This window comes from Mesorhizobium sp. M7D.F.Ca.US.004.03.1.1 (assembly GCF_003998635.1).
Taxonomy (GTDB): Bacteria; Pseudomonadota; Alphaproteobacteria; order Rhizobiales; family Rhizobiaceae; genus Mesorhizobium; species Mesorhizobium loti.
The window spans coordinates 17,713-30,388 of the sequence record NZ_RZQG01000005.1 but is presented as its reverse complement, the minus strand read 5'-3'; the positions used below and the strand labels follow the sequence as shown (position 1 = coordinate 30,388).

11 protein-coding genes and 1 tRNA gene are annotated in these 12,676 nt (G+C 61.8%); 6 read left to right on the top strand and 6 right to left on the bottom strand.

Translation table 11 applies throughout. The features are described from left to right. Positions 1-431: AsmA family protein (locus tag EN935_RS01015; protein ID WP_127373130.1), on the bottom strand; the 431-nt coding region annotated here is incomplete at its 3' end. Positions 432-649: 218 nt separating this feature from the next. Here EN935_RS01015 and EN935_RS01010 point away from each other — a divergent pair. Then, complete coding sequence (locus EN935_RS01010) at positions 650-2,620, top strand: acetoacetate--CoA ligase (RefSeq protein ID WP_127263951.1); 1,971 nt, start codon at positions 650-652, stop codon at positions 2,618-2,620. Positions 2,621-2,937: 317 nt separating this feature from the next. Here the strand turns inward: EN935_RS01010 and EN935_RS01005 are convergent, their stop codons facing one another. Continuing rightward, positions 2,938-6,897: a PAS domain S-box protein gene (locus tag EN935_RS01005; RefSeq protein WP_127373129.1), complete on the bottom strand. Its 3,960-nt coding sequence runs from the start codon at positions 6,895-6,897 to the stop codon at positions 2,938-2,940. Positions 6,898-7,147: 250 nt separating this feature from the next. Between EN935_RS01005 and EN935_RS01000 the strand changes: the two genes are divergently transcribed. The 5 genes from EN935_RS01000 (at position 7,148) to EN935_RS00980 (ending at position 10,600) form a co-directional block, all read left to right on the top strand. Next, on the top strand, positions 7,148-7,606 hold the full coding sequence (locus EN935_RS01000; protein WP_127265416.1) for a phasin: 459 nt from the start codon (positions 7,148-7,150) through the stop codon (positions 7,604-7,606). A gap of 377 nt (positions 7,607-7,983) precedes the next feature. Next, a tRNA-His gene (locus EN935_RS00995) sits at positions 7,984-8,060 on the top strand. Between the two features lie 129 nt (positions 8,061-8,189). After that, the gene (locus tag EN935_RS00990; RefSeq protein ID WP_127265415.1) at positions 8,190-9,551 is read left to right on the top strand and encodes a DUF6538 domain-containing protein; all 1,362 of its coding nucleotides are present in this window, start codon (positions 8,190-8,192) and stop codon (positions 9,549-9,551) included. A 568-nt stretch (positions 9,552-10,119) separates the two neighbouring features. Next, a complete protein-coding gene (locus EN935_RS00985) occupies positions 10,120-10,386 on the top strand; it encodes a DUF982 domain-containing protein (protein WP_127265414.1) in 267 nt (88 codons plus the stop codon). Further along, positions 10,373-10,600 carry a hypothetical protein gene (locus EN935_RS00980; protein WP_127265413.1) on the top strand — a complete coding sequence of 76 codons (228 nt, stop codon included), beginning with the start codon at positions 10,373-10,375 and terminating at the stop codon, positions 10,598-10,600. The genes EN935_RS00985 and EN935_RS00980 overlap by 14 nt, the downstream gene beginning before the upstream one ends. A gap of 8 nt (positions 10,601-10,608) precedes the next feature. Here EN935_RS00980 and EN935_RS00975 read toward each other — a convergent pair whose 3' ends face one another. From EN935_RS00975 to EN935_RS00960, 4 genes are all read right to left on the bottom strand, one after another. Then, positions 10,609-10,860, bottom strand: coding sequence for a hypothetical protein (locus EN935_RS00975; RefSeq protein ID WP_127265412.1), 252 nt, complete (start codon positions 10,858-10,860; stop codon positions 10,609-10,611). A gap of 2 nt (positions 10,861-10,862) precedes the next feature. After that, complete coding sequence (locus EN935_RS00970; RefSeq protein ID WP_127265411.1) at positions 10,863-11,114, bottom strand: hypothetical protein; 252 nt, start codon at positions 11,112-11,114, stop codon at positions 10,863-10,865. Positions 11,115-11,124: 10 nt separating this feature from the next. Then, positions 11,125-11,322, bottom strand: a complete 198-nt coding sequence (locus EN935_RS00965) for a hypothetical protein (protein WP_126106280.1) — start codon at positions 11,320-11,322, stop codon at positions 11,125-11,127. A gap of 114 nt (positions 11,323-11,436) precedes the next feature. Next, positions 11,437-12,192: a hypothetical protein gene (locus tag EN935_RS00960; RefSeq protein ID WP_127265410.1), complete on the bottom strand. Its 756-nt coding sequence runs from the start codon at positions 12,190-12,192 to the stop codon at positions 11,437-11,439. Positions 12,193-12,676 lie beyond the last annotated feature (484 nt).

Sequence of the window (12,676 nt, the reverse complement as noted above, 5' to 3'; positions counted from 1 at the left end):
GTATCGATGGAGCGCGTGATGCGCCCGCCGGTCGGGACGGCGGGCAGGAAGAGGCCGGTTGGCGTGCGCTGAACCCGGATCGTCGGCCGCACCAGCCGCGCCGTCGAAAACACCACGTCGCCGCGCAGTGCCGCCATGGCGGACAGGTCGACCTCGACCCGTTCTGCCTCGACGACCGGCGGCGCGTCGGTGTCGGTCCATTGTGAGAGCGTCACATCGGTCAGGATGGCGCGGAATGTCGGCCAGACCTCGATGCGCGGCGAACCTTCGATGGCGACCCGAAAGCCGCTCCACGCACTCATTTCCCAGGCGATGCGGTCGCGCACGATACGGGTGGAAGCGATCAGCGGCAGGGCGGCAACCACCAGCGCGATGACGATACCGGCAGCGCCGATCGTCCATATTCCGCGCCGGATCAAAGATGATGGCATATCGCCCCGTATGCTTCCATTCCGACAAAAATCGCCCGACGGGCGTAACCCAGTCGTCACCACGACTTCCAGTCGTCACTACGACTTAGGGCTGAGGCATTTCAAGTCTTTATGGCCCGGCGATGGCATTTGCGCACATCTGGTCGCATTGACCGAACAAAATCTTGCTCTGCTGCGCTGCGATATGCATAAGCGATGGCGACCGTGGAGGAACGATCATGGCTGCCGAAGTACCGCTCTGGACCCCGACACAAGACCAGATTGACGCCGCGCCCTTGACCGCTTTCACCAAGGCAGCCGCTGTGGAAGCCGGCGTAACGTTTTCTTCGTATGCCGAACTTCATCGCTGGTCGGTCGAGGACCGCGAAGGGTTCTGGAGCCTGGTGTGGGATTTCTGCGGCATCGTCGGCGACAAGGGCACTGATGGGGGCGAGCCCGCGCTCGTCGATGGCGACAGGATGCCCGGTGCCTCCTTCTTCCCCAATGCCACGCTGAACTTCGCCGAGAATCTGCTGAGGAAGACCGGCGCCAGTGAGGCAATCGTGTTTCGCGGCGAGGACAAGGTCGAGCGTCGATTGTCCTGGAACGAATTGCACGCACAGACCTCGCGGCTGCAGCAGCTTTTCCTGTCGCTCAAGGTGAAGAAGGGCGACCGCATTGCCGCCATGATGCCCAACATGCCGGAGACCATCGCCGCCATGCTGGCGGCCGCCTCGATCGGTGCGGTCTGGTCGTCCTGCTCTCCCGATTTCGGCGAGCAGGGCGTGCTCGACCGCTTCGGCCAGATCGAGCCCGTCGTCTTCATCGCGCCCGATGGCTACTGGTACAACGGCAAGGCGATCGAGGTCGCCGACAAGATCGCCGCGGTCGCGGCCAAGCTAGGCACTGTCCGCAAGATCCTGGTCGTCGACTATCTCGGCACATCGAGTGATGTCGCTGCTACCATCGACAAGGCGGTGGCGCTGGAAGAAGCGCTGTCGCCCTTCGCCGGCAAGCCCGTTACCTTCGAGCCGCTGCCGTTTTCGCATCCGCTCTACATCCTGTTTTCGTCGGGAACGACCGGCATTCCCAAATGCATCGTCCATTCGGCCGGCGGCACGCTGATCCAGCATGTCAAGGAACATCGGCTGCATGCCGGTCTCACCGACGGCGACCGCTTCTTCTACTTCACCACCTGTGGCTGGATGATGTGGAACTGGCTGGCGTCGGGGCTCGCTTCGGGTGCCACGCTGCTGCTCTATGACGGCTCGCCCTTCTACCCCGACGGCAATGTGCTGTTCGACTTCGCCGATGCCGAGAAGATGACCTTCTTCGGCACCTCGGCCAAGTTCATCGATTCCGTGCGCAAGGCCGGTCTCAAGCCGATCCGCACGCATGATCTGTCTGATGTGCGGGCGATTTCCTCCACAGGCTCGCCGCTGTCGCCGGAGGATTTCCGCTTCGTCTATGACGGCATCAAGAAGGACGTGCACCTGGCTTCGGTCTCCGGCGGCACCGACATCGTCTCCTGCTTCGTGCTCGGCGTGCCGACGCAGCCGGTGTGGACCGGCGAGATCCAGGGACCCGGCCTCGGCCTTGCCGTCGATGTCTGGGACGACGATGGCAGGCCGATCCGACAGGAGAAGGGCGAACTGGTCTGCACCAAGGCCTTTCCGGCGATGCCGATCGGCTTCTGGAACGACGCCGAGGGCAAGAAGTACCGGGCGGCCTATTTCGAGCGCTTCGACAATGTCTGGTGTCATGGCGATTTCGCCGAATGGAGCGTGCATGGAGGCCTGATCATCCATGGCCGCTCCGACGCCACGCTCAACCCGGGCGGTGTGCGCATCGGCACGGCGGAGATCTACAACCAGGTCGAACAGATGCCGGAGATTCTGGAAGCGCTGTGCATCGGCCAGGACTTCGACAATGACGTGCGCGTCGTGCTGTTCGTGCGCCTGGCCGCCGGCGTGCAGCTCGACGAGGAACTCGAAAAACGCATTCGCGCCAAGATCCGCAGCGGCGCAAGCCCGCGCCACGTGCCGGCCAGGATCGTCGCCGTCACCGACATCCCGCGCACCAAGTCGGGCAAGATCACCGAACTTGCGGTGCGCGACGTCGTGCATGGCCGCGCCATCAAGAACAAGGAGGCGCTCGCCAATCCAGAGGCGCTGGAGCTGTTCAAGAACCTGCCGCAATTGGCCGAGTAGCTGCTAATGCATGTCGCTCGAAAGTGACCCCGGTTTTGAGACACCGACATGCATGAAAAAGACTATCCGGCATGGTTAACCAAATATGTCGGTAGAATTTACCTAGATTTCACGAGTGGTACACATTCGTAAATTTTCCGCCGCGCCGGTAAGGAGTTGTTAACGTCCGGCGTCGATAGTCGCATACAACTTGAGGGAGAAATCCCGTTCCTCAGCCCCCGGAGGATCCGAATTCGCTCAAGCCCCCGTTGTGACAGCAATCCCATCTCTTAAGGCGTCCTTTGGGCGCCTTTTCTTTTATCGGTACCGGGGCTGGCCTATTCCGCGAGCACGCGGGTCGACGGGAAGGCGACCTCGACCAGGGTGCCTTCTCCCGGTGTCGAGTTGATGGTGAATCGGGCGCGGTTGGCTTCCACCATCGCCTTTGTCAGCGGCAATCCAAGGCCCGTGCCGTCGCCGCGCCCACGCTTCAGCGCGTTGATCTGCTTGAACGGTTTCAGCGCTTGCTCGATCTCGGCCTGGCTCATGCCGATGCCGGTGTCGCGTACCCGCATGACGACGTCGCCCGATGTCTCATAGGCGGTCGAGACGATCACCTGGCCACCGGCCTGGGTGTAACGGATGGCATTCGACAGGATGTTGAGCGCGATCTGGCGCACGCTGCGCAGGTCGGCCACCACTTCCGGCAGCCGCGAAGCGAAGCTGGAGCGGATGATGACGCGTTCGCGGTTGGCCTGCGGCTGCATCATCGCCACCGTCTCGGCCAGTGTGTCGTTGAGCGACACCGCCTCGTAGGCCATCTCCTGCTGGCCGGCTTCGATCTTCGAGATGTCGAGCAGGTCGTTGACCAGGTCGAGCACATGATTGCCCGAGCGGTTGATGTCGCGCAGATAGTCGCGGTAACGGTCATTGGCGACAGGTCCGAACTTCTCGTCGACCATCAGTTCGGAAAAGCCGATGATGGCGTTGAGCGGGGTGCGTATCTCGTGGCTGATGCGGGCGAGGAAATCGGTCTTCTGTGAAGACGCGCGCTCGGCCACCGCACGCGCTTGCGTCAAATCCTCTTCGGCCCGCTTCCACTGCGTGATGTCGCGCACGACAGCGCAGAAGCCGCTATCGTTGGGCAGCCGGCCAATGGTCATGAACAGCGGGATGAAGCGCCCCTGCGCCTCGCGCCCAATCACCTCGCGGCCGTCATTCATGACGCTCGCCACGCCAGGCTCGGACAGTCCGTTGAGGTAGTCGCGCGCCGCGCGCTGGCTTTCGATCGCAAACAGCGAGGCGAATGGCTTGCCGGTGACGTCGTCGCTGTCGAAACCGAACAGCGCTTCGGCCGGACGGCTGATCGAGCGGATGGTGCCGTCACGGCCGATCAGCACGACGCCGTCGGTGGCGGTGTCGATGATGGTGCGCATCTCGGCGATGCGCGCCTTGAGCTCGGGAATGTCGGGTTGCGTCTGCTCGTCGCCAACCGCATGCAGGGCCGCCGGTGCGTCATCCTCGCCGGAGCGGCGCACGACCAGCATCAGCGCCTTGCCGTCGCGCCAGGGAACAGAGCGCAAGATGGCCTCGATCGGGAATTCCTGTCCGTCACGCGTCTTCAACCGCAGCGCACGATCGGTGCCGTCGGTAGCGCCGTCGTCGGCGTAGGGGTCGGCAAACAGCGCGCCGAGGCCGCCGGCATCCGCCAGGTCATCGAGCGCCTCATAGCCGGTCAGATTGAGGAATTCCTCGTTCGCATAGTGCAACTGGTCGCCGGAATGGATGAGCAGCGGCACCGGCAGCTTGCCGAGCAGCGAGGTGTCTGGAGCCTTGTGCTCATCTCCGGCGGAAAACGCCGACGGCACGAAGCCTTCAGTCTTGAGCGGCGGCACCTGCAGGCGAGGGCGCTCGACGCGTGCCGCGACGGCCTCGCTTGCGCTGGTGGTTTCCTCGGCGGATGCAGCCGCCTCCTTGTCAGGCACCGCGCCATCCGCGTCGGGCTGCGCCCAATCCTCGCTATCCTCGGCATCGCGAAAATCAGCTGACGTCATGCTGTCGTCATCGACGGCGTCATGTGTCGCATCAGCGCCAGCCGGCTCTTCGCCAGCCGCGACGGGCTTGGTGATTTCTGGTTTCGCCGCCACCGGTTCGGAAACAGGGGCCTCGTCACTGTTGTCCGCGACAGGACCGCCGTCGTCATCATGGCCAGCATAGTCGAGCAACGAGCCCGTCACATTCGGCTCGGAAGGTTCCTCACGAGCCGCTTCGTCCAGATGGCCGCCGTCAAGCCGCGCCAGATCCCGCTCGTCTTCGGCATCGACATCGGACGGCTCGACCGGTTCGTTCTCTGGCTCTGCCGCAGTGATCTCGCTGGCATGCGTCGGGTCGCCGGCCGCCTCGACTGAAGCTTCGGCCTTAGCGGTCGGCACATCCGCAGTTTCCGCCAAAGGTTCAGCAGATGTCTCGGTCGTCGCTTCCCCGAAGCTTTCGAGGCCGTGCTTCTCGGTCTCTGCCGGCTCGACCGCGGCGCTGTCCTTCTTCAGTCGCTCGCCGATCTCGCGGAACGCGCTGCGTTCCAGGGTCGACAGACCCTTGTCGTTGGCCGGCTGGCGATGTTCGGCGAGCCGGATCACCTTATCGGCAAAGCGTCGTTCCTGTTTAGGCACGATGGTCAGCGCCGGCACTTCGCCCTTGAACGGGTCCGATGCCTGAGTGTCCTCGGCCTTCGGCTCTTCAGCCTTAGGCTGTTCGAGCGCGGGTTCGACGGCTTGCGGTTCCGGCGTCGCCGGCGCCTCGCCATTGGGGACCAGCGCCATGCCGATCGCTTCCGGATCGACGACTGCATCGCTGGCGCGCGCGACGCCGAAGCCACGGAAACCCTCGAAGGCGCGGCTGCGGCCATAGACAGGCAGCGCCGCGAGGTCGACGGGTATCTTAAGATCGGTGCCGACGACCGGCCACAGCACGGAGCGCCCGGACCAGGTATCGCGCCGTTCCAGGAGGCCTGATATCTCGCCGGAGGGATCGAGGCCGAAGGTGGCCGCGACATCCCTGAAGCGCCGGCCGATCACGTCGGCCGCCGGCTTGCCGACGATGTCGGTGAATTCCGGCGACAGCGCACTGAACTTACCCTCGGCATCGGTGCGCCAGACGAAGCGTACCGGGGCCGCCGTGCGGTCGATCGACCGCGCAACCGGGCGTTCGAGAGGCGCGGCGGCCTTCGTATCGTCCCGCGTCGGATTTTCCGCTGCAACCTCCGGAAGGGTGCCGGGAGGCTCAGCGGGCTCGGTTGCGGCTGGCCGGTCGGTTCGTTGTGCATCATCCTCACCGGCATTGAAGTACCAGTGATCATGTTGTGGCGGCGTGCCGTCGGCACTCCCCGGGTCGTTGTCCGCCGTCTCCGCGGGTTGCTCGGCTGTATGGACATTCTCAGGCTCGGCAGGCACCGATTTGGTCTCGGCGGCTTCCGCAACGCTCGGTTCGTCCACCGCGGCAGCCGGGTGTTCGCTGTCGACTGTCGGTCTGTTGTCCTGATCAGGTTCCGGCTGGGCGATCGTGCTTTCCGGAGCTGCAGTCTCGGTTGGGGCTGGCTGCAGTGCTTCCACGACGCTGTCGTCGGCAGCGGCTTTGTCGTCGAGCTGGTCCTCGTCGATCACCACCAGCAGATGCCGTTCCTCGGTCAATCTTGCCAGCCCTGCCGGATAGGAGACCGTGCGGCCGGGGACGAGGCGCTTGACGATGCGGTCGCTCTCGGCCGCGACATCGGCGACGAGCGCAGCCAGCGTCTCCGGCAAGATGCCCAGTGCCGAAAATCCTTCCGAGGCCGCTTCGACATGGCCGCCGGCGTCGACAAAGGCGATGAAGTGGCCATCCTCGGTGAAGCCGCTGATGGCGCGAGCGGCGATTTCGCCGGCACTGCGCGAACCTGTCTGCGCCGCCGGCACAGCGAGCATGATCGCCTTTTCGGCGTCCGGCATGGTCACTGCACTGGCCAGGAAGCTGACGGCGCGGCTGGTCAGGCCGGTCGCCAGCCGCACCATGATGGCGCGGTCACTGCCAATCTCGGGAAATCCGCTGGTCGCCATGATCTGGCGCCTGGCGATCAAGGGCAGTTGCGCCGAGGCGCCGATGATCGCCTCGATGTCGGGATAGCCGAACATCGCGGCGCCCGGTCCATTGGCCCAGATCACCTGTTCCAGATCCGCCGACAGGATCGCGATCGCGTCGCCGGCGGCAAAGCGCTGGCGGACCGCGTCGAGTACGGCGACGTCGAGGAAGGAATATTCGGACGGCATGCGCTTGGCGAACCCTCACGGAGCGGCGAATTTGCAGTTAACGCTTTGTTAATAAAAGCCGGAGGCGCGAAGGTCCACAAGCCAGAACGTGCAAAGGCTGGAATCTGGGCTCTTGGTTAACGGCCCAAAAGAAATTTATGGTGCACTGCAACAAAGATATTGCAATGCACAAAATTTGCCTTTATATTGCCATCATACATGAACGAGACGGCCTTCTGTCAAAGCCGCCGCCGCTGAAAAAGGATGGAAAATGTCCAGGACCAAAACCGCCGAGACGATCGAAAACGTTGAATTCCCGAGCTTCGACGCTTCCAAGGCCACCGACCAGATGCGCGCTTTCGCCGAAAAGGGCGTTGAGCAGTCGAAGGAAGCCTATGCCAAGCTGAAGACCGGTGCCGAGGAGACCCAGAAGGCTCTGGAGTCGACCTTTGAGACCGCCAAGACCGTTTCCAGCGACCTGTCGCTCAAGACCATTTCCGCTTTGCGCGCCAATGCCGAGGCCGGCTTCTCCCATCTCGAAGCGCTGATCGGCGCCAAGTCGCTGTCGGAAGTCGTCGAGCTGCAGACCGCCTTCCTGCGCAAGCGCGTCGAAGCGACCGTCGAGCAGGCCAAGGACTTCCAGGCCGTCGCCTCCAAGGCAGCCGAGGACGTCTCCAAGCCGATCAAGGCCGCCTTCGAGAAGGCGATGAAGGAAATCAAGGTTGCCTAACGTTTACGCATGATCTGAAGATGCAACAAAAGGTCGCATTTTCTTAAAAACGATCAGGCGTATGATGGTAGCCATCAAGGAATACCCGGCGGGTGGAACCTCCTCCCTCTGCTCTCCGGGGTGACCAGCCAGCACCTCCTCCCGCTGGCTCGTAACAGGAAAAGGCCGGCACCTCCTCCCGCCGGCCTTTTTCTTTGTCTGGCGCCCAGTTCTTGTCTCGTGCCCTCTTTTTGCCAGGCAAATGCCGCGCCGATGTGGGGAAGTGACCTTTGCTTTCCAAAAGCCTTGAATTAGAATCCATAAGCCCGTAAGGACGCATCGCCGAACGACAGAGCGGTCGGGATGAGTTTCTGTTTCGATCCCGCTCAGGCAAACGTGCCGTTGTAGCTCAGATGGTTAGAGCGCCGGATTGTGGATCCGGAGGTCGCTGGTTCGATCCCAGCCAACGGTACCACCGGCTTCTCCGTTAAGTCATTGAGTTTGCTAGATAATGTTATGAATGGTGCCCGTGTGCTTGCACCGATCTGGTCATTTGTGCTACCTATTGTGCTACCTATTGTGCTACAAATGGCTGCGCTGGACCATGGGAAGACGCCGCGAAGAGCAAGAACCGGACCGCTTCCTGCGGTTGAGAGGCAGTCACTTTCATTATTATCGACGCGTCCCAAAGGAGCTCAGGGACGTTGATGCGCGTGGCGAGCATGTGCGGCGCTCCTTGGACACGACCGACCGGTTAAAGGCGCGCACCGCCCGTGACCTCCATGAGGCTGCCGATAACGCGTTATGGTCCTCTCTCATGCTTGGCGAAAACCCAGAAGCTGCGCGCATTCGTTACCAGCGCGCTATCAAGCGCGCCGAGGCGTTAGGGTTCGTCTATCGGCCGCTCGCCGACATCCTCGTTGCCGAGCCGCTGGATACCATCCTACAGCGGGCCGAGGCCACGATCGGAGAGCCTGCCAGCTCTCCCGTGGTTGACGCTGTCACTGGCACTGTCTCCCGTCCTGACGACAAAATTTCGGAAGCGCTGAAGCTCTATTTCGACGAGATCGTCCGCGACGAACTCCGCACCAAAAGTGCTGATCAGAAGAAACGATGGAAGGCAAAACGCCAAATGAGCGTCGATGTCTTCATCACACTTGTCGGCGACAAGCCAATGGGGGAGATCACGCGCGACGACGCGCGTGCGGTGCATAAATATTGGTTGGATCGAATCGCGCCCGAGAAGGGGAGGCCAGACCGTTCGGCATCGACCGGCAACCGAAATATGGGGAACCTGCGGACCCTCTACGGCGACTACTATCGTCATCTCGGTTCACCCGAACAGAAGAATCCGTTCGCCGATCTCTCATTCAGCGACAAGTCGAAACGCAGTCGTCCACCATTCCCGACCGACTGGATTCGCGACAGGATCTTCGCACCCGGCGCGCTTGCGGCCCTCAACGATGATGCGCGAGGCATTGTGCTCGCCTTCGCGGAAACGGGGGCTCGCCCGAGTGAGCTTGCGAACTTGCACGACGGCGTCATACATCTCGACCACGAGGTGCCTCACATCTCGGTGGAGCCTCGCGAGGATCCTGAGGACCCACGCGAAATCAAGACAGCCTCATCCGTGCGTAAGATACCACTCGTTGGCGTGGCGCTTGAGGTGTTCAAGAGGCACCCTAATGGCTTTCCGAGGTACAAGGATCGCGAGGCGTCGCTATCAGCCCTGCTCAATAAGCACTTCGAGAACCACAAATTGTTCCCGACCGACAAGCACACTGTCTATTCGCTTCGGCATTCGTTTGAAGACCGCATGAAGAACGCCAGGCTGGATGAGGAACTCCGGCGCATGCTGATGGGCCACACCATCGACCGTCCGAAATACGGCGAAGGCGGCGACATGAAAATGTGGCAGGAAGAACTCATGAAGATCGTACTGCCGTTTGAGCCCTCAATCGTTTAACGCGCTCATGGGCTGCGACAAGGCGTCCCTCCTTTGCTTGGCAATCTTGCAGAGCACGTTCAAGATAGTCGTACAACGGGAGCCATGTCTCGCCTTGGTCGCCGCGCGCCACGATGATCTCGGCCACGCGGTCGAGCGCTCGCTCAATCCGTTGCACGGTGATTGGCTGAAGCGTGGGCGAATATCGCCTCACGGATTCGCCTTTCTGCAAGGCCATGAATGTAGCATGCCCTATGCGTAGGCGGACCTTTCTGGTGCAGTGAAGGCCTGCGTTCGGCTCGGGCCACAATCGGCGGCTGCGGCGTGCAAATGGGAAAGGCTCTCTGCCCGTCGGGGGTTGGTAGCGGGAGAGCGCTGCCCCCTGCACCAATGAGACCATCTGTTCTGCCTGCGTTTCTACGGCTGAGCGAACGCGGCTGGACTGATCGCCACGCAGCGCCTGCCAAATGCTGTTTCGCGATCATGGTCGAGGCCGTCGCCAACAGCGCAGGCGGCAGTTCGGAATGGAAGCGGAACTGAATCGCGCGCCGATGCTTGAATCGCGTTCGAGTAACTCCGGGGTGGCGTGATGCAAGACCCGCGTTTCGCAATGCCCGTATCGGTCGCGTTAGGCCGGTCTGGTAATGTTATTTACAAGGTTGAGCGAGTGGCGCAGGCAGCCGATATCCTCCTCAATCGTTGGCCGGTAGCGACAGGGAAAAGCCACGTGGCCGCTCGAAAAGCATGCCTGGCCGTCTTGGAGGGGATCAAAGAAGCTAGTGTGGCAAGGGCGGCATTCGTGAAGGCCGCAACCGATGCCGACATCTTGCGCGAGAACGATTATGGCCGCGACTAAGAAGGACCAGGAACGCATCGGATATGCTTGGCTCTATGGGGTACAAGCGCGCAAGGACGGAAGGGAGCGCGTCGTGCCAGAGTTCTGGTGGGAATATGCCGACGCCTGGTTGCAGGGCTTCGATGGCCAGTCCATCCAGGGTGCCGGCAAGGCCGAGCCGGTCGGCGATCAGATGGAAGCGGAGGTCGACGAAGCTGGGGTCAGCAAACTGTAGCTGGCAGCCTATTGCGGTTTGCCAGCGCGTATCATGGCGCGCGCAATCGCGAGTTGGGCTTCGGTCTTTGCATTCTCTTTCTGGGTCATATTGTCGGCGGCAAGAAGCCGCTTCAGCGCCCGCAATGTCTCCCCTCGGGTCCATCCCACTTCCAGCATGCAATCGAAGATCGCCTGAAAGCCGGGCTCCATGGCTTCCTCGCAATCGAGCGAGCGGTCTGCACAGTCATAGTCAAGTTTGTCTCTGGGTGGATTGATCATTTTCACTCCATATCCGCCACGTCGCCGTTGGTGAAAAGCACTGTCGGCGGCCCATAGTCGCCAAGCGCCGGATCGGCGTCGCGAGTCCATGCTATGACGCCTATATGCTTCCCCGCCAGCGCTTTTGCGATGCGCACCGCGCGGTCCTCGCTTTGCTGGTCGGTCGGGCCGTATGCTGTGAACAGTTCGCCATCCTCGCCGCGGTCGAACGCAACGACAACGGTCAGCTTCGGCCTTTTCTGATCTTGGCGCATGGTCGGACACTCAGTGCGTCCTACCGGAGCGGAGATGCATCTCGATCTTATTGATTGCCTTGGTGAGGACATCGACTGCCTGCAGATTGACAGCGAAGTCGAAGTTACCTTGCGCCGTTTCAAATATTAGAACGCCGACTTTGGTCTCGTCGTCGCTCATCATGCCCATTCCAATGCCCGTCGGCATATAGGGTGGTTTTTCTGACATGGTCTCTTTCCTCAGATGCGGTGGCCTCGTCAGCCCTTCGGCCATCTGCGCGTGCGACCTGAAGTAGCCAAGCACGATCGATAGACGATGCCGCCCGCGTTATCCGGTTCACCACTATTCGAAATGCATCGACTGGCCGCGCATCATTGCCAGGGTCAGTGCGATTGCAGGATTTGCCGGCGGCTTCTCCATAAGCAGGGAGCCGTCGAAATCGCGCCACGCTGCCATGCGCAATTCGTCACCGTCATCGGCGGCTGCAGGGTCGAAAACGTGGGCGTCACAGGGATTTCGGTCAATCTCGATCGTCCAGTCCTTGAGCGCCTTGCGAGCCATTTCCTCCACCTGGGCAAGGTCGCTGGTGAAGAAGGGAATACGGTCGCCATCTTCCGAAAGCGGCTCCACCCGATCCAGTGTCGGCCGCTCCGGCACCCAACCAAGAACGAAGGCAATATCGAAATCGATCTGGCGGTCCGGGCCTGCAGTAACCTCCAGCCGTTTGACGACGTCCGGGTAGAGCTGCCTGCGCGCCGGCCACGTGTCCGGAAGCGCCTCGGCTTGCAATCTCGTTCGGGGAACGTCGATCAGTTCCATGATCTGATGGCGCGGAACTTTGTCCTCCGGCCAGCCCGCACAACATGCAATTGTCGCAGCCTCGTCGGCTTCCATCCAGACCGAAGCAGCCTGGTCCTCGTCCTCGGTTGGCTGGTCGTCTTCCGGAAAGCCTTTGATATCCCACCCTTCCAACGCGAACAAACCTTCCGCGCCTTGCAAAGCGGTAATGCCGGCCCGCGCGAAGACTGCTTCGGCTGCTGCGACACCGCGTGCCAGTTCCTCGGGCGTTGCACCTTCAATGTTCAAGCGAAGTTCCATGGTTCGCCTCCTGTAGCAATCATCCCAACAGTGAACAAAATAAGAACATTGCTGTCAATAGACTCTTGACAACGGCGAAATAGCCACGCTTTTTCAACTAGATGGCACACTGGCCAACGGTCGATGATCTGTGCTCAGTTCCCAAAGGCAACTGCATTCATGGCCGATGCTACACGCGGACCACCGCGGACGGGGACAGTCGGTCCCGCGTCCCGTCCTGCGGCCGGCGCTATGCTGACGCTCCTACGGCTGTCCTGTTAACCGGCCGCGGCGGGGGCGAATTTCCTCCGTCCCGCGCGCGACAATGTCCGCAATTCCGGACGCGCATAGGACTGCGGTTTATGCGCCGTTTCTCCTCTGGGCGCCGGCAGTCGCCGACGCGACGTCCAACGCGGCATCGTGGCCTCGTGCTGTCGGCAAACGACGCTATCGGTGTCACGAGGCAGCGGTCGCGCCAAACGTTTCTTCCGCAACGCCACGTCGC

Bases quoted from the DNA above. Each gene is read 5' to 3' on its own strand.
- EN935_RS00960 (WP_127265410.1), bottom strand. From the start codon at position 12,192: ATGGAACTTCGCTTGAACATTGAAGGTGCAACGCCCGAGGAACTGGCA.
- EN935_RS00980 (WP_127265413.1), top strand. From the start codon at position 10,373: ATGGCCGCGACTAAGAAGGACCAGGAACGCATCGGATATGCTTGGCTC.
- EN935_RS00975 (WP_127265412.1), bottom strand. From the start codon at position 10,860: ATGATCAATCCACCCAGAGACAAACTTGACTATGACTGTGCAGACCGC.
- EN935_RS01010 (WP_127263951.1), top strand. From the start codon at position 650: ATGGCTGCCGAAGTACCGCTCTGGACCCCGACACAAGACCAGATTGAC.
- EN935_RS00965 (WP_126106280.1), bottom strand. From the start codon at position 11,322: ATGTCAGAAAAACCACCCTATATGCCGACGGGCATTGGAATGGGCATG.
- EN935_RS00985 (WP_127265414.1), top strand. From the start codon at position 10,120: ATGCAAGACCCGCGTTTCGCAATGCCCGTATCGGTCGCGTTAGGCCGG.
- EN935_RS01000 (WP_127265416.1), top strand. From the start codon at position 7,148: ATGTCCAGGACCAAAACCGCCGAGACGATCGAAAACGTTGAATTCCCG.
- EN935_RS00990 (WP_127265415.1), top strand. From the start codon at position 8,190: ATGGGAAGACGCCGCGAAGAGCAAGAACCGGACCGCTTCCTGCGGTTG.
- EN935_RS01005 (WP_127373129.1), bottom strand. From the start codon at position 6,897: ATGCCGTCCGAATATTCCTTCCTCGACGTCGCCGTACTCGACGCGGTC.
- EN935_RS00970 (WP_127265411.1), bottom strand. From the start codon at position 11,114: ATGCGCCAAGATCAGAAAAGGCCGAAGCTGACCGTTGTCGTTGCGTTC.